Source organism: Xylophilus sp. GOD-11R (assembly GCF_033546935.1).
Taxonomy (GTDB): Bacteria; Pseudomonadota; Gammaproteobacteria; order Burkholderiales; family Burkholderiaceae_C; genus Xylophilus.
In genome coordinates this window covers 3,314,025-3,336,521 of the sequence record NZ_CP137854.1, presented here as the reverse complement: position 1 = coordinate 3,336,521, position 22,497 = coordinate 3,314,025, and the positions used below count along the sequence as shown (strand labels likewise).

Annotated in this window: 14 protein-coding genes; 11 read left to right on the top strand and 3 right to left on the bottom strand. The window is 69.9% G+C overall.

Annotated features, from left to right (window positions below):
- Positions 1-6: 6 nt before the first annotated feature.
- On the bottom strand, positions 7-1,326 hold the full coding sequence (gene aceA, locus R9X41_RS15460) for an isocitrate lyase (RefSeq protein ID WP_318631331.1): 1,320 nt from the start codon (positions 1,324-1,326) through the stop codon (positions 7-9).
- Positions 1,327-1,725: 399 nt separating this feature from the next.
- Between aceA and R9X41_RS15455 the strand changes: the two genes are divergently transcribed.
- The gene (locus R9X41_RS15455) at positions 1,726-2,688 is read left to right on the top strand and encodes a Bug family tripartite tricarboxylate transporter substrate binding protein (RefSeq protein ID WP_318631330.1); all 963 of its coding nucleotides are present in this window, start codon (positions 1,726-1,728) and stop codon (positions 2,686-2,688) included.
- A 39-nt stretch (positions 2,689-2,727) separates the two neighbouring features.
- Here R9X41_RS15455 and R9X41_RS15450 read toward each other — a convergent pair whose 3' ends face one another.
- Positions 2,728-6,231, bottom strand: a complete 3,504-nt coding sequence (locus tag R9X41_RS15450; RefSeq protein WP_318631329.1) for a patatin-like protein — start codon at positions 6,229-6,231, stop codon at positions 2,728-2,730.
- Positions 6,232-6,409: 178 nt separating this feature from the next.
- Here R9X41_RS15450 and R9X41_RS15445 point away from each other — a divergent pair, with 178 nt between their 5' ends.
- The 5 genes from R9X41_RS15445 (at position 6,410) to R9X41_RS15425 (ending at position 14,158) form a co-directional block, all read left to right on the top strand.
- Positions 6,410-7,108, top strand: a complete 699-nt coding sequence (locus R9X41_RS15445; RefSeq protein ID WP_318631328.1) for a response regulator transcription factor — start codon at positions 6,410-6,412, stop codon at positions 7,106-7,108.
- The gene (locus R9X41_RS15440) at positions 7,105-8,475 is read left to right on the top strand and encodes a sensor histidine kinase (protein WP_318631327.1); all 1,371 of its coding nucleotides are present in this window, start codon (positions 7,105-7,107) and stop codon (positions 8,473-8,475) included. Before R9X41_RS15445 ends, R9X41_RS15440 begins: the two co-directional genes overlap by 4 nt.
- Positions 8,476-8,589: 114 nt before the next feature.
- The gene (locus R9X41_RS15435) at positions 8,590-9,759 is read left to right on the top strand and encodes an efflux RND transporter periplasmic adaptor subunit (protein WP_318631326.1); all 1,170 of its coding nucleotides are present in this window, start codon (positions 8,590-8,592) and stop codon (positions 9,757-9,759) included.
- Between the two features lie 12 nt (positions 9,760-9,771).
- The gene (locus tag R9X41_RS15430) at positions 9,772-12,876 is read left to right on the top strand and encodes an efflux RND transporter permease subunit (protein ID WP_318631325.1); all 3,105 of its coding nucleotides are present in this window, start codon (positions 9,772-9,774) and stop codon (positions 12,874-12,876) included.
- A complete protein-coding gene (locus R9X41_RS15425) occupies positions 12,869-14,158 on the top strand; it encodes a TolC family protein (protein WP_318631324.1) in 1,290 nt (429 codons plus the stop codon). The genes R9X41_RS15430 and R9X41_RS15425 overlap by 8 nt, the downstream gene beginning before the upstream one ends.
- A 24-nt stretch (positions 14,159-14,182) precedes the next feature.
- Here R9X41_RS15425 and prpR read toward each other — a convergent pair whose 3' ends face one another.
- A complete protein-coding gene (gene prpR / locus R9X41_RS15420; protein WP_318635251.1) occupies positions 14,183-16,099 on the bottom strand; it encodes a propionate catabolism operon regulatory protein PrpR in 1,917 nt (638 codons plus the stop codon).
- Between the two features lie 176 nt (positions 16,100-16,275).
- On the opposite strand from prpR, the gene R9X41_RS15415 reads away from it, so the two are divergent.
- The 5 genes from R9X41_RS15415 to R9X41_RS15395 all read left to right on the top strand — a co-directional run bounded on the left by R9X41_RS15415 (position 16,276) and on the right by R9X41_RS15395 (position 22,476).
- Entirely contained in the window at positions 16,276-17,472 is a 1,197-nt protein-coding gene (locus R9X41_RS15415; RefSeq protein WP_318631323.1) for a CaiB/BaiF CoA transferase family protein, read from the top strand.
- A 26-nt stretch (positions 17,473-17,498) separates the two neighbouring features.
- The gene (locus tag R9X41_RS15410) at positions 17,499-18,434 is read left to right on the top strand and encodes a hydroxymethylglutaryl-CoA lyase (protein ID WP_318631322.1); all 936 of its coding nucleotides are present in this window, start codon (positions 17,499-17,501) and stop codon (positions 18,432-18,434) included.
- A gap of 90 nt (positions 18,435-18,524) precedes the next feature.
- Positions 18,525-19,526, top strand: a complete 1,002-nt coding sequence (locus R9X41_RS15405) for a tripartite tricarboxylate transporter substrate binding protein (protein WP_318631321.1) — start codon at positions 18,525-18,527, stop codon at positions 19,524-19,526.
- A gap of 119 nt (positions 19,527-19,645) precedes the next feature.
- On the top strand, positions 19,646-20,584 hold the full coding sequence (locus R9X41_RS15400; RefSeq protein ID WP_318635250.1) for a Bug family tripartite tricarboxylate transporter substrate binding protein: 939 nt from the start codon (positions 19,646-19,648) through the stop codon (positions 20,582-20,584).
- A 77-nt stretch (positions 20,585-20,661) separates the two neighbouring features.
- Positions 20,662-22,476 carry an acyl-CoA dehydrogenase gene (locus R9X41_RS15395; RefSeq protein WP_318631320.1) on the top strand — a complete coding sequence of 605 codons (1,815 nt, stop codon included), beginning with the start codon at positions 20,662-20,664 and terminating at the stop codon, positions 22,474-22,476.
- Positions 22,477-22,497: the final 21 nt, after the last annotated feature.

The window sequence follows — 22,497 nt, the reverse complement described above, 5'->3', positions numbered from 1 at the left end:
GGTGCCTCAGTGGAACTGCTCTTCCTCGGTCGAGCCGGTGAGCGCGGTCACGCTCGACTTGCCGCCCTGGATGGCGGTGGTCACGTCGTCGAAGTAGCCGGTGCCGACTTCCTGCTGGTGCGACACGAAGGTGTAGCCCCGCCCGCGTGCGGCGAACTCGGGCTCCTGCACCTTCTCCACATAGGCGGCCATGCCGCGCTTGGCGTAGTCCTGGGCCAGGTCGAACATGTTGAACCACATCGAATGGATGCCGGCCAGCGTGATGAACTGGAACTTGTAGCCCATGGCACCGAGCTCACGTTGGAACTTCGCAATGGTCGCGTCGTCGAGGTTCTTCTTCCAGTTGAACGAGGGCGAGCAGTTGTAGGCCAGCATCTTGCCCGGATGCACCTTGTGCACGGCTTCTGCGAACTGGCGGGCGAACGCCAGGTCGGGCGTGCCGGTTTCGCACCACACCAGGTCGGCGTAGTGGGCGTAGGCGATGGCGCGCGAGATCGCCTGGTCGATGCCGTTCTTCACGCGGTGGAAGCCCTCGTCGGTGCGCCAGCCCTTGAGGAACTGCTTGTCGTTGTCGTCGTGGTCGCTGGTCAGCAGGTCGGCGGCCTCGGCATCGGTGCGGGCGATGACCAGCGTGGGCACACCGCACACATCGGCGGCCAGGCGCGCGGCGATGAGTTTTTGCACCGCCTCGCCGGTGGGCACCAGCACCTTGCCGCCCATGTGGCCGCACTTCTTGACGGCGGCGAGCTGGTCCTCGAAGTGCACGCCGGCGGCGCCCGCGCCGATCATGGCCTTCATCAGCTCGAAGGCGTTGAGCACGCCGCCGAAGCCGGCTTCGGCATCGGCCACGATGGGCGCGAAGTAGTCGGTGTAGCCGGCGTCGTCGGGGTTGGTGCCGCGCGCCCACTGGATCTCGTCGGCGCGCTGGAAGCTGTTGTTGATGCGCTCGACCACCTTGGGCACCGAGTCGACCGGGTAGAGCGACTGGTCGGGATACATGGCCGCGTAGTTGTTGTTGTCGGCCGCCACCTGCCAGCCCGACAGGTAGATGGCCTTGATGCCGGCCTTGACCTGCTGCATGGCCTGCCCGCCGGTGAGCGCGCCCAGGCAGTTGATGAAGTCCTCCTCGTGCAGCAGATCCCAGAGCTTGAGCGCGCCGCGCCGTGCCAGGGTGTGCTCGATGGGCACGGAGCCGCGCAGGCGGACCACGTCGGCGGCGCTGTAACCGCGCTTGATTCCCTTCCAGCGCGGGTTGGACGCCCAGTCCTTTTCGAGGGCGTCGATCTGCTGCTGTCGGCTCAGTTGTTCGGTGATGGATTGGGGCACGGTGAACTCCTTCGGTTGGTTGAAAACGTCGGCGGCCTTTGCCTTCCGTGGAATCAACTCTAGGCAGTCGTGCGATGGTGGAGGGATGACGCGGCCCGTCCTAAAACAAAAAATTTTGTCTTAGAAATCAATGTTTTACGACGATCGTTTCACGATAGGAAATGTTTTGTTCCATCGCGAAAAACTTTGCTGCAATGCAGCATCGCGTTTTTCATAATGTGGATAGGCATCGGCCGGGAATGAAAAAAGCCCCGCTGTCTACAGGTGATTTCTCGGGATTTCCCCGTGTCATTCTTTGACCCCCGCGTTCGATCATGACAACGTTGTCATACCAATATCGGGGACGTTATGAAGTTTGCAGGTTCGAAAGTCGCGGGGTCGCTCGCGGCCGGTTTCTCGGTGGCATTCGCGTTGGGACTAGCCTCGTCCGGCGCCGTCGCGGCGGAGCCCGGCGCGGCCCATTTCCAGGGCAAGTCGATCAAGCTGATCGTGCCCAATCCGGCCGGCGGCACGTCGGACATCCTGGCCCGCATGCTGGCGCCCAAAATTTCCGAAGCGTTGGGCGCGACCGTGCTGGTGGACAACAAGCCCGGCGCCACCGGCAACCTGGGGTCGGACTTCGTCGCCAAGTCCGCGCCCGACGGCCTCACGCTGCTGCTCAACGACATCGGCTCGCTGGCCATCGCGCCGAGCGTTTTTCCCACCCTGGCCTTCGACCCGGTGAAGGACTTCGCGCCGGTGATCATGGTGGCCTATTCGCCGCACATCCTGGCCGCCAACCCGGCACTGCCGGTGAAGGACGTGAAGGAGCTGATCGCCCTGGCCAAGGCCAAGCCCGATTCGATCAATTTCGCCATCTCCGGCACGGGTGGTGCCAACCACCTCGCCGGCATCGACTTCGCCATGCGCACCGGCATCGTCTGGACCTACGTGCCCTACAAGGGCGGCTCGCAGGCCATCAACGACGTGGTGGCCGGCCAAGCCGACCTGCTGTTCAACGGCATGGTCGCCACCTACCCCATGGTCAAGGGCGGCAAGCTCAAGGCGCTGGCCATCTCCAGCGCCAAGCGTTTCCCGGCCGCGCCGGAGATTCCGACCGTCGCCGAGTCCGCCGGCCTGGCCGGCTTCGAGACCGGTTCCTTCCAGGGCATCGTGGCACCGGCCGGCACGCCCGCGCCGGTGGTCGCCACGCTCTACGCCACGGTGCAGAAGATCATGGCCGCGCCCGACATGCAGAAGCGCCTGACCGAGCTCGGCGCCGAATACCGTCCGAGCAGCTCGGCCGAGTTCGGCGAGTTCATCAAGAACGAGAAGGCGCGCTGGGCCAAGGTGGTGAAGGATTCGGGCGTCAAGTTCGACTGATCCATGCCCGTCGAACCGGCTCGGAGCGACCCGGGCCGGTCATCCCGGCGGGAAGATGAAGGTGGAGATGGCGGTGAGCGTCTGGCGCAAGGCCAGGGCACGCGCACCCACGGCGGCCAGCGCCAGCAGCGCGATCACCACCAGCGCCACCGTCACCCGCAGGGCGCGGCGGCTCTCGCGCATCAGGTCCTTCAATATCCAGGTCAGCAGGTGCACGCCGGCCGTCGCGACGAAAGTGGTGATGGCCAGGGTGCGCATGTCGGCGCTGCCCAGCACGATCGATGCGGCGAGCAGCAGCACCTCGAAGGCATACAGCAGCTGCACCCAGTGGCGCCAGAGGTGGTCTTTCAGGGTGCCGGGCACCGACACCGCGACGATGCCCTGCAGCAGCAGGCCAAGCCGGGCGATCCAGCGCGGCACCACCCTGCCGGCGTCGCGCCGGTCGGCGATGCCTTCGAGCACCCGGCCGACGATGGTGACCGCGCGCGCCGCGCTGTCGAGCGTGGCCTCCGGATCCGGGTCGGGGTCGACCTGGCGGAACTGTTTCACGTAACGCAGCAGGCCGGGCTCGCTCAGCAGCGACACCATCGTGCTGCCGAGCCGGTCGCGTGCCTCGCCGTTGCCGCTCCAGAGCTGGCTGAAGATCTGCTGGAGCCGCGTCTCGACATCGCCCTTGCCCGCGGTCTCGTCCAGCGCCCGCAGCACCAGTTCGGACAGCACCGAGTGGCCTTCGGGCACCAGCGATTCGCGCAGGATGCGGCGATGCGCTCGCTCGATCAGCTCCTTGCGTACCACCGCGGTATCGGGGTCGGACATGGGCAGCAGCGCCTGGATCAGCCTCTCGGCGCCGTCGAGCCGGCCCCACATCACGTCATTGGCGCGCCAGCGCCGGTCGAGGAAGGCGCCGAAATTGGCCAGGGCGGTGCCGGCAAGCTTGCGGCGCTGTTCGCCGGGCGCGCGTTCGTCGATCAGCGCGGTGGCGTCTTCCGGGCTGATGCGCACCACTTCCACCGTGGAGGGCTCGCCGGTGCCGGTGTCGTAGTAGAGCGGGTAGCCGATCTGGTCGTAGGTGTCGAAGCGCAGGTAGTAACCGGCCAGGAACAGGCGCAGCGCCTTGCCGGCGGCCGAGTCGAACGCTTGCTGGAAGCGGTCGAGCAGGACGCCGAAGCCGGCGAGCGAATGCTGGGTGAGGCGGATCACGACGCGGTCCTGCGTGTCGTCGAACACGAGCCGCGGCCCGCCCAGCACCCGCCAGCCGAGGCTGGAGGCGACCTGCAGTTCGGTCTCCGGCCGCGTCGAGCCGGGCATGTTCTTCACCCGCATGCTCTCGATGTCGTCGATGAGCGAGGCATGCAGCGGCGTCGTCGCGAAGTCGCCGGCTTCCTTGAACAGGGCCTGGGCGCGGATCAGCACGTTTTCCTGCAACGTGCGCGAAGCCGACGCGGCGCGCGTGGCGCGCTCGGGCAGCTTCACGCGGACCCGGTCGCCGCCGGGCGCGGCGATCTCGATGCCGCCCTGGGCGTCGCCCTCCTGGCCGAGCACCACCAGCAGCACGGCGCGCAGGTCGGCGTCGAACGGGTCGGGCGGGGCGCCCGGCGCGTCCGACCCGCCGCGCGGGGTGTCGGTGCTGGCGGCCAGCAGCCGGCCCCGGGCGTGCAGCAGACCGGCCTTCAGGCCGCGCAACACGGTGCGGGCTTCGTCGTAAAGCGCGGGCGACAGGTCCCTGGGCAGACCGGTGAACGGCGGCGGCAGGGCGTCGCGCAACTGGGCCTGTTCTTCGGAGTCGGGCAGCCAGGGCTCAGCGTCCTGGCCGGCGCGCGTGGCCAGCCGCTCGTTGGCCTGGCGCTGAAACAGCCGCATCAGCTGGTCGACCTTGCGCAGCAGAAAGGCCAGGCGGCGCAGGCGGTAGTCGGTGTCGAACTGGTCGAGAAAGGCGTTGACGGTTTCGTGGCCGGGGCTGCCCTCGTCGTCGAAGACGCTCTCGCGCCACACCCGCACCAGCGCGCGCAGGGCGTATTGCTCGTCGGAGTCGGCGTCGATGCCGCGCCGCCGGCCCAGCCGGTCGGCCAGGCGGTCGGTGGCCGATGAGATGCGCAGCCGCTGGTAGGGAATGAAGGCGCTGCCGTAGTAGTCGACCATCTGCGAGAGCGTCAGCCCCGACCACTCGGGTACCTTCTTCTCTGCGTTGAGCCGGATCGAGAACGGGTCGTTCGGGTTGACCGCCAGCTCGCCGAGCCGCACCACCCGCTCCACCCGTTCGATGCGGCGGTTGCGCGCCAGCACCGCCTGCAGGTCTTCGCGGATCGACTCGTAGCGGGGAATGCTCAGCACCGCGGCCAGCGAATTCTCCAGGGCGTCGGGCGTCTGCTTTTCGTCGGGCAGCCGGTGGGTGTCGAAATGCTCGGGCGAAGGCTCCACGAAGACCAGCTTGCGCTCCAGCGGCACGGCGGCGAAGCGTCTGGACAGCGTCTCGACCACGTAGCTGAAGGGCTTGTTGTCGAGATAGCCACCGTCGCCGAAGGAGCGGTGGATGTGGGCGCCGCCGGCGACCTCGGCGCGCGACAGGTTGGGAAAGAAGGCGTTCCAGCCAAACAGCGCGGCCTGATTCTTGACCACCGTCATGCGCGCCAGCGCGTTCAACGTCATCGGCTCGAAGGCGAAGGGAAACGACGAGGTGCAGCGCGCCGCGAAGGCCAGAAAGGGGTCGTTTTCCTGGCAGAAGTCGGTGCCCACGCGTTGCGATCGGCCGTCCGGGTAGCGGAAATGAAAGCTCTGCTTGTAGCGGCGCTCGTACACCACCTTGTCGAACAGCCGCAGCGCCACGGCCGAGCCCTGGATGTCGGTGGTGGTGACGAACAGGTCGATCTCGTCGACCAGCGGCGAGGTGCCGCCGCCGGTCGGCTTGCCGCTGAACCCGGCCAGCGGCGGCATCGACTGCAGCGCGCCGAGCAGCTTGGCGTACATGCGGTCGCTGTTGAGCAGCGAGGCGGGCTTCTGCGCGCGCGCCGCGTCGAAGCCGGGCGCCTTGGCGTCGTAGGACTTCTCGTCGTTGAGCAGCAGCGCGATGTCGCCTTCCTGGATCCAGAGGTCCTGGAGCGCATCGAAGCGCTGCCCGTTGGCCAGTGCCTTGGCCAGGAAGATGCCGTTGATGCCGCCGGCCGAGGTGCCGGCCACCACATCGACCACCAGCCGGGTGCGGGCCAGGCCGTCGGTGTCCATGCGGCTCCAGGCGTCGTAGGGGTCGCCCCGGCAGGACGTGGCCGCCTGGCGGATGGCCTCGGCATAGCGCCGCCGCAGGTCCGGGTTGCCGGTGAGCCAGGAGAGCCGACGGTAGACATCGCGGGTGGAGTCGCGATCCATGCCCTCGTCGACGACGCCGTCGCGCGGCGTGGCGCAGGCCATCTCGAAGATCTCGTTGGAGACACCGTTGATGTAGATGGCCAGCGACACGCCGCCGTACATCACGATGCCGAAACGGATCTCGGCGGTGTAGTCGGGTGCAGGCTCCGGCGGGCGGGCGGCGTGCGTGGCGTTGGCGGGCATCGGATGGTCCGGTCGGCGCGTGCGGCGTTCCGCGCTGTCGTCTTGGAGTTGTGGAATTCGTGACGCGATGTCACGAGCTTCGACCCGCCCGCAGAGCGCTGCAATCAGGGCAAGCGAGATCACCAGAAATGGGTAGGCGGGCGGTCCGCCCGAAGCGCATTCCTAGAATCGCCTGCTCATGCAACGCTGCCTCATCATCGAAGACGACCCCCAGAACGCCCGCTACATCGCCGACGGATTGCGCGAACTGGGCTACTTCGCCTCGGTCGCGGCCGACGCGGTCGACGGCCTGTCGCGGGCCATGGCCGAGCCCTGGGACGTGATCGTGCTCGACCGCATGCTGCCGCACGGGGTGGACGGGCTGTCCATCGTCACCACGCTGCGCGGCCTGGGCAAACAGACGCCGGTATTGGTGTTGAGCGCGCTGGCGGCCATCGACGAGCGGGTCAAGGGCCTGAAGGCCGGCTGCGACGACTACCTGACCAAGCCTTTCGGGTTCTCGGAGCTGGCGGCCCGCGTGGCGGCGCTGGTGCGGCGGGCGCAGCCGGGCGAGCCGCTGCAGGAGATCGTGGTGGCCGACCTGCGGCTGAACCTGCTGGCCCGCAGCGCCGAACGCGGCGGCGTGGGGCTGCAGCTGCAGCCGCGCGAATTCCGGCTGCTGGCCTATCTCATGGCGCATGCCGGCCAGGTGGTTACCCGCACCATGCTGCTGGAGGCGGTATGGGACTACCGCTTCGATCCCAACACCAACGTCATCGACGTGCACATCAGCCGGCTGCGCAACAAGATTGACCGGGGCCACGCGACGAGCCTGATCCACACCGTGCGCGGCGTGGGCTATGCGCTGTCGGCAGAGGTGCCGGACGCGGCGCGATGAACCCGCTGCGCCGGCTCTGGAGCTCGGTCGCCTTCCGGCTGGCGCTCAACTACGGCGCGCTGGTGGTGGTGACCATGGCGGTCATCCTCACGCTGTTCTACCTGCAGACGGTGGGCGTGCTGCAAAACCGTATCGACCGGCATATCGAGGTGACGGCGCAGCGCCTGCTGTTCACCGCCGACCGCGAAGGCGTGGACCAGCTCGCGCGCGACATCCAGGACATGCTGCGCGACGGCATGAACACCGACACCGAGATCTACCTGCTGCTGGAGCCCGACGGGGCCCGGCGCGTGGGCAACGTGATGCTCATATCCCTGCCGGCCGCGGCCGCCAGCGAGGTGGTGGAGGCACGCGCGGTGCGCGACGGCCGCCCCACGGATGCACGGCTCAAGGTGTATGCGCTGCCCGAAGGCCGCCGGCTGCTGGTGGGCAGCGACCTGCTGCACCAGCGCGAGATCGAGCGGCTGATCGTGCGGGCCATCGGCTGGGGCGCGCTGGTGGCTCTGCTCATGACGGTGGGCGGCGCGCTCATCTTCCGGCAGGAGCTGGAAAAGCGCATCGGCGGCATCCGCCGCACCATCGTGCGGATCGAGGCGGGCGACCTGGGCCAGCGCATTCCGATCTCGTCGCAGGAAGACGAATTCGCCCGGCTCAACCGCGAGATCAACGGCATGCTCGACCAGCTGCAGCAGCTGATGGACGGGGTGCGCCATGTCTCCAACACCATTGCCCACGACCTGCGCACGCCGCTGACCCGCATCCTGCTGGGTCTGCGCGCGGCCGAGCACCGGCCGGCCGAGGAGCGCGCCGACGCGCTGGGCCGGGCGGCGCGCGAGATCGAGGAACTCGCGCAGATCTTCGACAAGCTGCTGGGCATCGCCGAGGTGGAATCCGGCGCGCGCCGGCAGAGCTTCGAGCCGGTGCGGCTCGACACGCTGGCCGCCGAGATGGTGGAGTTCTACGAACCGGTGGCCGAGGAGCAGGGCGCGCGCATCGAGCTGCAGGTGCCGCCCGGGCTGGCGGCGCCGGGCGACCGCGACCTGCTCGCCGGGGCGCTGGCCAACCTGCTCGACAACGCCCTGAAATACGGCGGAGCCGGCGCCCGGGTACGGGTGGGCGCCACGCTGGACGCCGGCCGCGCCAGCCTGCTAGTGCAGGACGACGGCCCGGGCGTGGCGGCCGCCGACATCGAACGCATGGGCACCCGTTTCTTTCGGGCCGGCAGCGAGCTGCCGGGCTTCGGCCTGGGACTGGCCAGCGTCTGCGCGGTGGTGGGGCTGCACGGCGGCACGATCCGTTTCGGCGATGCCGCACCCGGCCTGCGGGTGGCGGTGGAACTGCCTGGCGCGCACCTTGCCGATCGGTAATGTGGTGGTCATGCACCGGGACGGCGGCCGCTCCTAGCATCGGCGGCTCTTGTCCCCCGGGCGGTCGACCCGACCGCGAGCGATGCACGCCGGGGGACGCAGGAGCCTGCCAGCGTGTCCGTCCCACGATCCGACAACAAACCCTTTCGTCACCCGTTCGCTCGCATCCGCCACGCCGCTCCGGCGCTGGCGGCCTGGCTGCTGGTGGCCTGCGGCAATTCCGACAACGCACCGCCGGCGGCACCCGCCGCGGTGCATTCGCAGGTACCCGGCGAGCTGCGGGTGCAGCCGGCCTCGCTGCAGATGCTGCAGATCGAGCCGGTGGCCGAGCGGCGTGACAGCCAGACCATCTGGGCGCCCGCGCGCATCGCCTTCCGCGACGACCGGGTGACGGCGGTCGGCTCGCCGGCGGCGGGCCGCATCGTGCAGGTCCACGCCAACATCGGCGACATCGTGACGGCCGGCCAACCGCTGGCGACCGTCGCCAGTCCCGAGGCCTTGCGCCTGCGCGCCGAGGCCGGCAACGCCGTGGTGGCCCAGGGCCTGGCCGCCAGCGAGGCGCAGCGCCAGCGGCTGATGGTGGAAAAAGGCATCGGCGTCGAGATGGAACGTGCGGCCGCCGAAGCCCGGCTGCGCGAAGCCACGCAGGAGCTCGACCGGGCGCGCGGCACCGTCGCGCTGCTGGGCAACGGCGGGAATGACGGCGGCGGTGCCGACCGCATCGTGCTGCGCGCACCACGCGCCGGCGTGGTGGCCGAACGCAAGGCGACCGTGGGTGCGGCGGTCGACACCAGCGGCGAGCCCTTGTTCCTGGTGGGCGACCCGAGCGCCACCTGGGTGGTGGCCGAGGTGTTCGAGAGCGACCTGGCCGGGCTGCGCGAAGGCGCCGAGGCCCAGGTCGAAACCTCGTCGCTGTCGCGGCCGATGCGCGGCCGGGTGCAGCGCATCGGCACCGCGCTCAACCAGGAAACCCGCCGCGCGCCGGTGTTCGTCTCCATCGAGAACCCGCCCGACACGGTGCGCCCCGGCATGCTGGCCAAGGTGGCGATGCAGGTGGCGAGCCCGCCGGGGCTGGTGATTCCGCTGTCGGCCGTGCTGATCAAGGACGAACGCCGATCCATCGTCTACCTGCAGCGATCGGACACCGTGTTCCAGGCGCGCGATGTGGAGTTGGGCCAGCCGATGCGCGGCTTCATTCCGGTGCTGGGCGGGCTGGCGGTGGGCGACCGCATCGTGGTGCGGGGAGCGCTTTTGCTCGACGGCGCCGCCAGCCAGCTGCAGTAAGCGAAGGGTCCCATGCTCCGTTCGCTGATTTCCTTCGTGGTGCACCGGCGCCTGGCCGCGCTGGTCGCCACGGCCGCCGTGGCGGCCTATGGCGTCTTCGCCTATCTCGACACCGCCATCGAGGCCTATCCCGACGTGACCAACGTGCAGGTCGGCATCATCGCGCAGGCTCCCGGCCTGGCGCCCGAGGAGGTGGAGCGCCAGATCACGCTGCCGCTGGAGCGGGTGCTCAACGGCACGCCGGGGCTGCAGGCGCTGCGCTCGGAAAGCTATTTCGGGCTGGCCATGGTGTCGATGGTGTTCGAGGACGGCGCCGACAGCTTCCGCGCCCGCGCCGAGGTCACCCAGCGGCTGCCGCAGGCCGACCTGCCCGACGACGTGGTGCCGGAGATGGCGCCCGACTACACGCCGCTCGGCAAGATCTACTACTACCGCCTGGCCAGCGACCGGCATACGCTGTCGCAGTTGCGCACCGAGCAGGAATGGAACGTCACCCGGGTGCTCAAGCAGGTGCAGGGCGTGGCCGACGTGGTGAGCATCGGCGGCTTCGTCAAGGAGTTTCATGTGGAGGTCAACCCGGGCAAGGTCGCCGGGCTGGGCCTCACGCTCGACGACGTGACCGAGGCCCTGTCGCGCTCCAACAAGAACGTGGGCGGCGGCCTGCTGCGGCGCGGCGAGCAGTCGCTCATCATCCGCGGCATCGGCCTGCTGGTGACGCCGCAGGACATCGCGGCGGTGGTGCTCAAGAGCAATGCCAACGTGCCGGTGACGGTGGGCGACGTGGCGCGGGTGATGCAGTCGCACACGCCGCGCCAGGGCTCGGTCGGCATGGACGACCAGGACGACGTGGTGCAGGGCATCGTGCTGCTCAAGCGCGGCGCCAACCCGTCGAAGGTGCTCGACGAGGTGCACCGCCGGGTCGAGCAGCTCAACGGCGGCCTGCTGCCCGCGGGCATGCGCATGGAGCCGAGCTACGACCGCTCGCAGCTGGTGGGCCACACGCTGGCGACGGTGCAGCACAACCTGCTGTTCGGCGCGGTGCTGATCGTGGCGGTGCTGTGGCTGTTTCTGCGTAGCCTGCGCGGCTCGCTGATCGTGGCCACGGTGATCCCGCTGTCGCTGCTGGTGGCCTTCATCGGCCTGCATTTCCTGGGGCTGCCGGCCAACCTGATCTCGATGGGCGCGATCGACTTCGGGATCATGGTCGACGGCGCGGTGGTGCTGACCGAGAACATCATCCGCAACGCCCGGCTGCGCCAGCCCGCCACCCGCGCCGACCTGCGCACCGTGGTGGTGGATTCGGCGGTGGCGGTGGCGCGGCCCACGCTGTTCGCCATGGCCATCGTGATCGCCGCGCTGATCCCGGTGTTCTCGCTGGAGAGCATCGAAGGGCGCATCTTCCGGCCGCTGGCGCTGACCTACAGCTTCGCGCTGCTCGGCGCGCTGGTCTTCGCTCTGACGCTGGTGCCGGCGCTGTGCGCGCTGCTGCTGCGGCCCGAGCATGTGAGCCAGCCCGAAGCAGCGGTGTTTCGCCGCATGCACCATGGTTTCGAGACCTGGATCGCCGCGCTGCTGGCGAGTGGCCGCGCGCGCCGCGCCTGGTTGGGGGGAGCGGTGGCGGCGCTGGGCCTGGCGCTGCTGTCGGCCACCTGGCTGGGCACCGAATTTTTGCCCGAGCTCGACGAGGGAGACGCCTACGTGCTGGTGCAGATGGCGCCCTCGGTCTCGCTGGAGAAGGGCCAGGAGATCCTGCGCGAGGTGCGGCGCCGGCTCAAGACCTTTCCGGAGGTGATCTCGGTCACCACCGAGCAGGGCCGGCCGGAGTCGGGCACCGACAACGAGACCATCAACCTGGCCAAGGCGTTGATCCGCCTCAAGCCCCACGGCGACTGGCGCCAGGGGCTCGACAAGGACGCGCTGGTGGCGCAGATGCGCGCCACGCTGGTGGAGATTCCCGGCGTGGCCTTCAATTTCGCCCAGCCGATCCGCGACAGCGTGGAGGAGTCCACCTCCGGCGCGCGCGGCCACGTGGTGTTGAAGCTCTTCGGGCCGGACATCGAGACCATGCGCGGCATCCTGGAGACCACCAAGACCGCGCTGCGGCCGATCGCCGGCGTGGTCGACCTCGACCTCTACCGCGACGCGCCAGCGCCGCAGCTGCACATCCGATTCGACCGCCAGGCGCTGGCGCGCCACGGCATCTCGATGGAAGCCGCCGACACGGCGGTGGAAGTGGCGCTGGCCGGCCGGGTGGTGACGACCATGTGGGAGGGCGAACACGGCGTGCCGGTGCGGGTGCGGCTGCCCTATGTGGACCGCATGGACGAGGCGCGCATCCGCGAGATCGCGGTGCCGGCGCCCGACGGCCGGCCGGTGCCGCTGCACGCGCTCGCCAGCGTGGGCGTGAAGATCGGCAACGCCTCGATCTTCCGCGAGGGCAATGCGCGCTACATGGCGCTCAAGTTCAACGTGGAGGGCCGCGACATCGGCTCGGTGGTGGGCGACGCACTGCACGCCTTCGGCCAGGTCGCCAAATTGCCCGAGGGCTATCAGGCGGTATGGGGCGGCGAATGGGAAAACCAGCGCCGCGCCTCCGCCCGGCTGCGCATCGTGGTGCCGCTGTCGCTGCTGGTGGTGTTCGCCCTGCTGTTCGCTGCGCTCGGCGAAGCCCGCAGCGCGGGCGTCATTTTGTTGTGCGCACCCTTCGCCATGGTCGGTGGCATCGCGGCGCTGCACCTGACGGGCATCGAGCTGTCGATCAGCGCGGCGATCGGTTTCATCGCCCTGCTGGGGCAGGTGGCGCTGGCCGGGCTGCTGGTGCTCAGCGCGGTCGAAGGCCTGCGACGACAGGGCTTGCCGCTGGTGCAGGCGCTGGTGCAGGGCACGGCCGAGCGCATGCATTCGCTGCTGCTGGTGACCTTGCTCGGCCTGCTCGGCCTGCTGCCGATGGCGTTGTCGACGGGGGTCGGCAGCGAGACGCAACGGCCTTTCGCCTCGGTCATCGTCGGTGGCATGGCGGTGTTGCCGGTGGTGGCGCTGGTGCTGCTGCCGCTGCTCTACGCGTGGCTGGGGCCGCGCCGCCTCGACGACAAGATGGAAGACCGTGCCGATGCCTAGCAGGACCTGGATCCACCGTGCAGCGCCGATCCTGCTGCTCTGCGCCGGCATGGAAGGTGCCGCGGCGCAAGCCCGGCCGGCCGCCGTGCCGCCACCGGCGGTATTCACCCTGCCGGCCGGCGACATCGCCAGCAGCCGGCCGCCGCAGCTGTCGCTGGACACCTTCCTGGCGCTGGTGCGCAGCGAGAACCCCGCGTTGCTGGCCGACCGCTACCTGGTCGACATGGCGCGCGCCGACCTGCGCACCGCCTCGACCCTGCCGAACCCGGCCATCTCCCACGGGCGCGGCGCGGGCGAGCGGCAGACCGCCATCGAACAGCCGATTCCCCTCTTCGGCCAGCGCGGCATGCGCATGGAAGGCGCGCGCCGGGGCATCGATGCCACGGCCGCCAATGTCGAGGCCCTGGCCGCCGGCACCTTGCGCGACGCGGCCGGCGCCTTCGTCGCCCTGCTGGCGGCGCAGGAGCGAGCCGACCGCTGGAGCGAGGCGCAGGGCGCGCTGGCCGAAGCTGCGGCCATCGTCGAGGGCCAGGTGAGCGCCGGCGCGCGCAGCCGCTACGACCTCACCCGCATCCGCGTCGAGACGGCCAATCTGGCGATGCGCCTGGCCCAGGCCGAGGCGGCGGAAGCGGCGGCGGCCAGCGAGGTCGCCGCCTTCGTCGGCGCGCCGGACTGGCGGCCGCGCGCGGTCGGCAGCCTGCGGCCGGCGGCCGATTCGGGCCGCTTCGACAGCCGCTGGCAGGTGGCCCGCGAGCGCCTGCCTTCGGTGCGCGCGGCGCTGGCGGCCGAGCGGTTGGCCGAAACGTTGATCGAGGTGGAGCGGCGCGAGGCGCTGCCCACGCCCTCAGTGGGCGTCGGCCGGCTGCACGATGCCGACGGGCGGCACACGCTGATCGGGGTGTCGGTGGAAATACCGCTGTTCGACCGGCGCCAGGGCCCGATCGAGCGGGCCCGCGCGCAGGCCGACGAGAGCCGGCAACGCCGCCGCGCGGTGGTGGCCGATGCCGAGGCCACGCTGCGGCGCTCGGTGGACCAGTTCCAGCGCCTGCAGCGGCTCACCGACCGCTTCGGCGAAGAAGGGCTGTCGCAACTGCCCGAGCTCGGCCGCATGGCGCGCGACGCCTACCAGCTCGGGCGCGGCAGCATCCTGGAGCTGATCGACGCGATCCTGTCGGGCACGGAGAAGCAGGTGGCCTACACCGAGCTGCAGGAGCAGGTGCTGCGCGCCGAGGTCGAGGTGCGCTCGGCCTCGGGTGCGTTCGCGTCGACCGGCGTCGACTGAGCGACCGCGCCCGGTCGGCTGTTGTCAGCCGGCTTCCTTGAGCCAGCGCCACAGCGTGGAGCGGCTCACCCCGAGCGCCTTCGCGGCTTGCTGCCGGCGGCCACCGGCGGCGGCCATCGCGGCGGCGATGCGTTCGCGCGTGGGCACTTCGTCGTCGGCAAGCGGCGGGGCCGCGGCCGGACGCGGCTCGAATACCTCCGGGCAGTCGCGCCGCAGTTCGTCGTGGACGATGTCGCGCTCGGTGTCGAAGCGCAGCAGTCGCACGGCCATGCGCTCGACGATGTTTTCCAGCTCGCGCACATTGCCCGGCCAGTCGTAGGCGGCGAGCTCGGCCAGCAGCGGCGCCAGGGCGCGGCCGGGGTCGAGCCGGTGGCCGTGGCGGTCGAGGCATCGCGCGAGCAGCGCCTGCGCCAGGGGGGCGATGTCGTCGCGGCGCTCGCGCAGCGGCGGCAGCGGCAAGGGCAGGGTGGCGATGCGGTAGTAGAGGTCTTGCCGGAAGCGCCGCTCGGCCACCATGGCGCGCAGCGGCTGGTGGGTGGCCACGATCACCCGCACGTCCACCGGAATCGGCGCGGTGGCGCCCAGGCGGGTGATCTCGCGCTCCTGCAGCACCCGCAGCAGGCGGGACTGCAGCGGCAGGGGCATGTCGCCGATCTCGTCGAGGAACAGGGTGCCGGTGTGTGCGGTCTCGAACAAGCCGCGCCGGCCGCCCCGGCGCGCACCGGTGAAGGCGCCTTCCTCGTGGCCGAAAAGCTCGCTCTCCAGCAGGGCTTCCGGAAACGCCGCGCAGTTGACCGCCACGAAAGGCCGGCCGGCGCGGGCGCTGTCGTTGTGGATCGCCTGGGCGAAGAGTTCCTTGCCGACACCGCTCTCGCCGGTGATCAGCACGGTGAGGTCGGTGCGGGCGAAGCGGCGGGCCGAGGCGATGGCCTCCTGCAACGCCGCACTGGCGCCGACCATGCCGACGAAGCCGTGGCGCGCTGCGCCCTGGCGGCGGCGTTGCTGGATGCGCAGGCTGGTGTCGGCCTCGTGGATCACGCGCGCGTCGTAAAGCGTGAGGGCCGCGCCGGTGACCTCGCCGCGCTCGCGGATCGGCGTGCGGTGGGCCACCCAGTCGCGCTGGCCGAGCCGCTGAACCACCGCGTCTTCCTGCACCCCGCCTTCGAGCGTGGACTGCAGCGAGAAACGCGGCTCCACCTCGTCGAGCGGCTCGCCGAGCAGCAGGCCCTGGGCGCGGCCGAGCAGCTGCTGCATCGGCGGGTTGACCGCCACGATGCGGTGCTGGCGGTCGACCGCCAGCACGGCTTCCTGCAGGTTGTGCAGCACGCCGTTGAGCTGCTCGTAGCGGCTGGCCTCGAGCCGGGCGACGCGCGCCAGTTCGATCGCGTCTTCGAAGCCCTTGCGGATGCTCGCCAGCGAATAGGCCAGCAGCCCGTGCAGACCGGCTTCCTGGGCCAGCTCCACCACCAGGCTGGAGCCGACGATGACCTCGAAGCCGGCCTCGCGCAGCTGCTCGAAGCGGCGCCGCGCGTCGTCGGGCGTGCGGTAGGCGTACTGGGCGATCTCGATGTTGAGCAGCGTCTTCACCTCGTCGAGCTCGGGAATCGTCTGGCCGTACATCACCACGCCGACGCGCGAGGAAATGCGGCGCGCCTTGATCAGCGCCTGCAGGAGGTCGAAGCCGCCCAACTGGATGGTGGCCACCGGCAGGCGCACGCCGCTGCGCAGGATGTAGGCGTTGGAGCCGGCGCTGACGAAGGCGTCGACCTGGCCGTTGCGGATGCGGTCCTGCGCGACGGCCACCGCGCCGTCGAAGGTGCCGTCGACTACCTCGATGTCGGCCCGGTCGGCGTATTCGGCGATCACCGGCAGGGCGAATTCGCGGATGTGGCGGTAGCTGAGAAAGCACACGCGCGGCAGGGAGGTGCGGTTGGAGGGCATGCGACGTGGCGTGTTGCAGGTGAAGCGCTGGATTGTCTCACGCACGTTTCATGCAACATGCGTCATGCGACGTTTGCCCGATTGAATGAGCAATATCAATGACTTGGGATTGCAAACGCGCTGGCACGGGACGTGCAATCCCGGTCCACTGCAACGTACGCAAGGAGACATAGAACATGGCACTGGAGCACATCACGGTCCTCGACCTGACGCACATGCTGTCCGGCCCCTACGGCACCATGATGCTGGCCGACCTGGGCGCCCGCACCATCAAGGTCGAGCCGCCCGGCACCGGCGAAGGCACCCGCCGGCTGCTGGAGAAAGACCCGCAGTACGCCCGCGACGGCATGGGCGCCTACTACCTCACGCTCAACCGCAACAAGGAAAGCGTCTGCATCGACTTGAAGAGCGAGGCCGGCAAGGCGGTGTTCCTGGACCTGGTGAAGAAGGCCGACGTGGTCTTCGACAACTTCAGCGCCGGCGTGCCGGAACGCCTGGGCATCGACTTCGCGACGCTGTCCAAGGTCAATCCGCGCATCATCACCTGCTCGGTCACCGGCTTCGGCATGACCGGCCCGCAGACCCAGCGCCCGGCCTTCGACCAGGTGGTGCAGGCCATGGGCGGCGGCATGTCGATCACCGGCACGCCGCAGACCGGCCCACTGCGCAGCGGCATTCCCATCGGTGACCTCGGCGGAGGCATCTTCGGCGCCATGGGCGTGCTGGCGGCCATCGTGGAGCGCGAGCGCACGGGCGTCGGTCAGCACGTGGACATCTCCATGCTCGACGCGCAGATCTCGCTGCTCAACTACATGGCGACCATGCATTTGATGTCGGGCAATATTCCCGACGGCATCGGCAACGCGCACTTCGTGCACGTGCCCTACAACAGCTTTCCCACCGCCGACGGTCATGTCATCGTGGCTTGCATCGGCGACAACTTCTTCGAGCGCTTCGTCGAGTTCATCGACCTGCCGGCGCTGCGCAAGCCCGAGTACGTGCAGCAGCCGGTGCGCTTCGCCGCCCGGGCCGAGATCGACGCGATCATCGCCGACGAATTCCGCAAGCAGCCCACCGACTACTGGCTGGAAAAGTTGCGCGCCGCCCGCATTCCCTGCGGCCCGGTGAACAACTTCGCGCAGGCACTGGGCGACCCGCAGGTGGTGGCACGCGACATGGTGGTGGAGGTGCCGCTGTCCAACGGCCAGAGCGTGCGCATGCCGGGCAATCCGATGAAGCTCTCGGGCGCCGCGACCAAGGCCTTCGGCACACCGCCGGCACTCGGCCAGGACACCCGCGCGGTGCTGCAGGACTTGGTCGGCTACACGCAGGAGAAATTCGAACAGCTGCGCGCCGAAGGCGCGATCGCCTGAACCGCCCCGACCAGGAGAACCGCACGATGGATACCGTTCACATCACCGACGTCGCGCCGCGCGACGGCCTGCAGAACCAGAAGATCGCCGTTTCCACCGACGCCAAGCTGCACCTGATCGAGCTGCTGGCCGCCGCCGGCGTGCGCAGCGTCGAAGCCACCAGCTTCGTCTCGCCCAAGGCGGTGCCGCAGATGGCTGACGCGGCCGAGCTGGTGCCCCGGGTGCGCGCCGTGCTGCCGCAGCTGCGCACCTCGGTGCTGGTGCCCAATCTCAAGGGCCTGGAGCGGGCCTTCGCGGCCGGTGCCGAGGAAATCGCGGTAGTGCTCTCGGCCACCGAGACGATGAATCGCAAGAACATCAACATGGGCCTGGAGCAGGCCACCGAGGTCAGCGAGCAGACCCTGCACGAGGCGCACCGCCTGGGCCTGCGCACCCGCGCCTACGTGGCGGTGGCTTTCGACTGCCCGTTCGAGGGCGAGACGCCGGTGTCGGAAGTGACGCGGCTGACCGAACGCATGCTGGCCGCCGGCGCGGGCGAGATCGTCATCGCCGACACCATCGGCTCGGCATCTCCCGGCCAGGTGCGCGACCGGCTCGGTGCCCTGCGCGAACGGGTGCCGCTGGACCAGCTGGCGGTGCATTTCCACGACACGCGCGGCATGGGCGTGGCCAACGCCTGGGCCGCGCTGGAGGCCGGTGTGCGGCGCTTCGACGCCAGCGTGGGCGGCATCGGCGGCTGCCCGTTCGCGCCGGGTGCGGCGGGCAACCTGGCCACCGAAGACCTGGTGCTGATGGCCGAACGCAGCGGCTTGTCGACCGGCATCTCGCTGGACAGCCTGCTCGACGCGGTCGCTTATGCCGAGACCCTGCTGCAGCGCTCGCTCGGCGGTCGCTCCAGCGCCTGGCTGCGCATGCAGCGCGCCAAGCGGGAACAGGAGCAGGCCGCGCTGGCAACCGCCTGAGCCCTACCCAACGGAGCGCCGTCGCCCGCCCGCCAAGAGGCGGCCCGGCCCTCCGCAAAAGATTTCGATAACGAAGACGGAGACAAACAGATGACTACAGCCACGACAACCGGCCGCGCGCGGCCCACCCGGCGCGACGCCGTCGCCACCCTGGCCGCCTTCACCGGCCTGGCCGCGCTGGGCACTCCCGCCTGGGCGCAGGGCGACAAGTTCCCCAGCAAGCCGGTCACCCTGATCGTGCCGTACTCAGCAGGCGGCGGCACCGACATCGTCGGCCGGCTGGTCGCGCAACGGCTCTCGGAGCTGTGGGGCCAGTCGGTGGTGGTCGACAACCGCACCGGCGCCAACGGCGTCATCGGGTCATCGCACGTGGCCAAGGCCAGGCCCGACGGCCACACCCTGCTGCTGGTGGTCGGCTCGCATGCGATCAACCCGGTGCTGATGAAGAACATGCCCTACGACACGGTGAAGGACTTCACCGCCATCACCGAGATCGCCGCCTCGCCCACGGTGCTGGTGGTGCAGGCGGCGGGGCCTTACAAGACGCTCGGCGACGTGATCCAGGCCGGCCGCAAGGCCGACCTCGCGGCCGGCTATTCCGAAGGCCAGACGCGGCTGACGGTGGAGATGATCCGCCAGGCGGCCAACCTCAAGCTGACCGGTGTGCCCTACAAGGGCGGCGCGCCGATCATGGTCGACATCATCGGCGGCCACCTGCCGATGGGCGCGACCAGCGTGCTGACCGCGCTGCCGCATGTGCAGTCCGGCGCGCTGCGGGTGGTGGGCGTGGCGGCGGCCAAGCGCATGCCGATCTTTCCGGACGCGCAGACCTTCGACGAGATCGGGGTGAAGGGCGTGGATTCCGAGAGCTGGTACGGCCTGTTCGGCCCGGCCGGCATGCCTGACGATATCGTCACGCAGATCGTGCGCGACGTGCGCAAGGTGACCAGCGAGCCGGCGGTGGCCGAGCAGATGCGCACCCAGGGCGCGCGCGTGGTGGTGAATTCGCCCGACGAGTTCCGGGGCTTCCTGCAGAAGGAGGTGGGCAAGTGGTCGCAGGTGGCGCAGCGCGGCGGCATCGTCGCCGAATAGCCGGACGGCACGGTCATCCGCATTCCCCCAAACCGATAACGAGGAGACAAGCCGTGAACCGCAAAGCCAACCGATTCCCCACCGCCCGCCGTGGCCTGCTGGCGGCCGCCGCGCTGAGCCTGGCCAGCGTGGCGGGCCTGCCAGGCGTCGTCCGGGCGCAGGAATTTCCGAACAAGCCGATCCGCCTGGTCGTGCCCTTCTCGCCCGGCGGGGTGGCCGACACCGGCGCACGCGTGGTGGCCGAGCGGCTCGGCCAGCGCCTGGGCCAGCAGGTCGTGGTGGACAACCGGCCGGGCGCCTCCGGCAACATCGGCACCCAGATGGTCGCCGCCGCCCCGCCCGACGGCTACACCCTGCTGCTGGGCTTCGACGGCACCATGGTGATCAACCCCCATGTCTATGCCAGCGTGCCCTTCGATACGGTGCGCGACTTCGCGCCGGTCAGCAAGATCGGCGACGCGGTGCTGATCATCGTCACCCATCCGTCGGTGCCGGTGAAGACGCTGCCGGAGCTCGTCGCCTATTCCAAGGCGACCGCCGGCGGCGTGTCGTACGGCAGTGCCGGCACCGGCAGCACGCCGCATCTGGGCGGCGAGCTGCTCAAGCAGCGCACCGGCGCGAACTTCGTGCACGTGCCCTACAAGGGCGGCGGCCAGGCGCTGGCCGACCTGGTCGGCGGCACCTTGCCGATGCTCTACACGGCAGTGGCCGGCGCCTATCCCTTCGTGCAGAAGGGGCAGGCGCGGGCGATCGCGGTGTCGAGCGCCAAGCGCCTGCCGTCGTTGCCCGACGTGCCGACGGTGGCCGAATCGGTGCCGGGCTTCGAGATCAACTCGTGGATCGGCATCTTCGCGCCGGTCAAGACGCCGCGGCCGGTGGTCGACCGGTTGCAGCGCGAGCTCAAGGAGGTGGTCAATGAGACCGCGATCCGCGAGCGGCTCGCAGCGCTGGGCATCGAGGCTTCGGGTAACAGCCCGGATGCGTTCGGCCGCCAGGTGCGCGAGGATCTGGACAAGTACTCGACCATCGTCAAGGACTCCAAGATCCGTGTCGACTGAACGAGGCCGTTCCGGAGTCTGACCACCAGGCCGCAGTCGCGGCCTTTTTTCACTTGCCGTATCGATCTCCAGCCGCCATGAGCTACACCGCCCCGGTCCAGGACCTGCTGTTCGACATCGCCCATCTCGCCGATCTCGACGCCATCGCCGCGCTGCCCGGCTTCGAGGACGCCGGCCTCGACACGGCCGACGCGGTGCTCACGCAATGCGCCCGCTTCGCCGAAGACGTGGTGGCGCCGCTCAACGCCAGCGGCGACCGTGATCCGCCACGCCATGCCGCCGGCGAAGTGACCGCCTCGCCCGGCTTCGCGGCCGCCTATCGCCAGTTCGTGGACGGCGGCTGGCAGGGCCTGGCGCATCCGCCGGGTTTCGGCGGCCAGGGCCTGCCGTGCACCATCGCCGCCGCCTGCGCCGAGATGCTGCATGCGGCCGACCTGAGCTTCGCGCTCTGCCCCATGCTCACCGACGGCGCCATCGACGCCCTGCTGATCGCCGGCAGCGAGGAACTGAAGTCCACCTATCTGCCGCGACTGGTCAGCGGCGAGTGGACCGGCACCATGAACCTCACCGAACCGCAGGCCGGCAGCGATCTGTCGCAGGTGCGCACCCGCGCCGACGATGCCGGCGACGGCAGCTGGCGGCTGTTCGGCACCAAGATCTTCATCACCTGGGGCGAGCACGACATGGCCGGCAACGTGGTGCACCTGGTGCTGGCGCGTATCGCCGGCGCGCCGGAGGGCGTGAAGGGCATCAGCCTATTCCTGGTGCCCAAGTTCATCCCCGACGCGGACGGTCGGCCGGGCGTGCGCAACGACGTTCGCTGCCAGTCGATCGAGCACAAGCTGGGCATTCGCGCCTCGCCCACGGCGGTACTGCAGTTCGGCGGCAACGACGGCCCGGGCATGGACGGCGCGGGCGCCCGGGGCTGGCTGGTGGGAGAGCCCAACCGTGGGCTGGAAACCATGTTCATCATGATGAATTCGGCCCGCTACGCCGTCGGCATCCAGGGCGTGGCGGTGGCCGGGCGCGCCTACCAGAAGGCGGTGGCCTATGCCCGCGAGCGGGTGCAGGGGCGGCCGGTGGACGGCTCGGCCGCGCAGCCGGTCGCGATCGTCGAGCACCCCGACGTGCGCCGGCTGCTGATGACGGTGCGGGCGCTGGTGGAGGGCGCGCGCGCCATGGCCTGCGTGGCCGCCGCCGCGCACGACCGGGCGATTGCGCATCCCGATGCGGCCGAGCGGACACGCCAACGGGCGCTGCACCAATATCTGGTGCCGCTGGTCAAGGGCTTTTCCACCGAGATGAGCCTGGAGGCGACGTCGCTGTCGCTGCAGGTGTTCGGCGGCATGGGCTTCATCGAGGAAACCGGCATCGCGCAGCATTACCGCGACGCGCGCATCCTGACCATCTACGAGGGCACCACCGCGATCCAGGCCAACGACCTGGTCGGCCGCAAGACGGTGCGTGACGGCGGGGCGGCGGCGCGGGCGGTGGCCGCCGGCATCGCGGAAACCGAGGCCGCGCTCAAGGCCAGCGGCTCGGGCGCGGCGCTGGCGGTGCTCGGCCGGCTGTCGGCGGCGCGTTGGGCGTTCGAGGAGGTGGTCGACTTCATGCTGGAGAAGTCGCGCGAGGACATCGCGGCGGCCTATGGCGGCTCGGTGCCCTACCTGATGCTGGCCGGCAACCTGGTCTGCGGATGGCAGATGGCGCGCGCCCTGCTGGCGGCCGAAGCGTCGATCGCGGCGGGGCAAGGCGACAACGCCTTCCTGCAGGCCAAGGTGGCCACGGCAGTTTTCTACGCAGCGCATCTGCTGCCGCGCACCGCCGGGTTGCGCGAAGCGATCGTGGAAGGGGCCGACGCGGTCGGGGCCCTGGCGACCGAGGCGTTCTGAAGGCCGCGTCGATGCCCGCGC

What these genes read in the sequence shown, in the direction of transcription:
- R9X41_RS15445 (WP_318631328.1), top strand. Translation starts at nt 6,410, where the DNA reads ATGCAACGCTGCCTCATCATCGAAGACGACCCCCAGAACGCCCGCTAC.
- prpR (WP_318635251.1), bottom strand. Translation starts at nt 16,099, where the DNA reads ATGCCCTCCAACCGCACCTCCCTGCCGCGCGTGTGCTTTCTCAGCTAC.
- R9X41_RS15430 (WP_318631325.1), top strand. Translation starts at nt 9,772, where the DNA reads ATGCTCCGTTCGCTGATTTCCTTCGTGGTGCACCGGCGCCTGGCCGCG.
- R9X41_RS15415 (WP_318631323.1), top strand. Translation starts at nt 16,276, where the DNA reads ATGGCACTGGAGCACATCACGGTCCTCGACCTGACGCACATGCTGTCC.
- R9X41_RS15425 (WP_318631324.1), top strand. Translation starts at nt 12,869, where the DNA reads ATGCCTAGCAGGACCTGGATCCACCGTGCAGCGCCGATCCTGCTGCTC.
- R9X41_RS15450 (WP_318631329.1), bottom strand. Translation starts at nt 6,231, where the DNA reads ATGCCCGCCAACGCCACGCACGCCGCCCGCCCGCCGGAGCCTGCACCC.
- R9X41_RS15405 (WP_318631321.1), top strand. Translation starts at nt 18,525, where the DNA reads ATGACTACAGCCACGACAACCGGCCGCGCGCGGCCCACCCGGCGCGAC.
- R9X41_RS15440 (WP_318631327.1), top strand. Translation starts at nt 7,105, where the DNA reads ATGAACCCGCTGCGCCGGCTCTGGAGCTCGGTCGCCTTCCGGCTGGCG.
- R9X41_RS15395 (WP_318631320.1), top strand. Translation starts at nt 20,662, where the DNA reads ATGAGCTACACCGCCCCGGTCCAGGACCTGCTGTTCGACATCGCCCAT.
- R9X41_RS15410 (WP_318631322.1), top strand. Translation starts at nt 17,499, where the DNA reads ATGGATACCGTTCACATCACCGACGTCGCGCCGCGCGACGGCCTGCAG.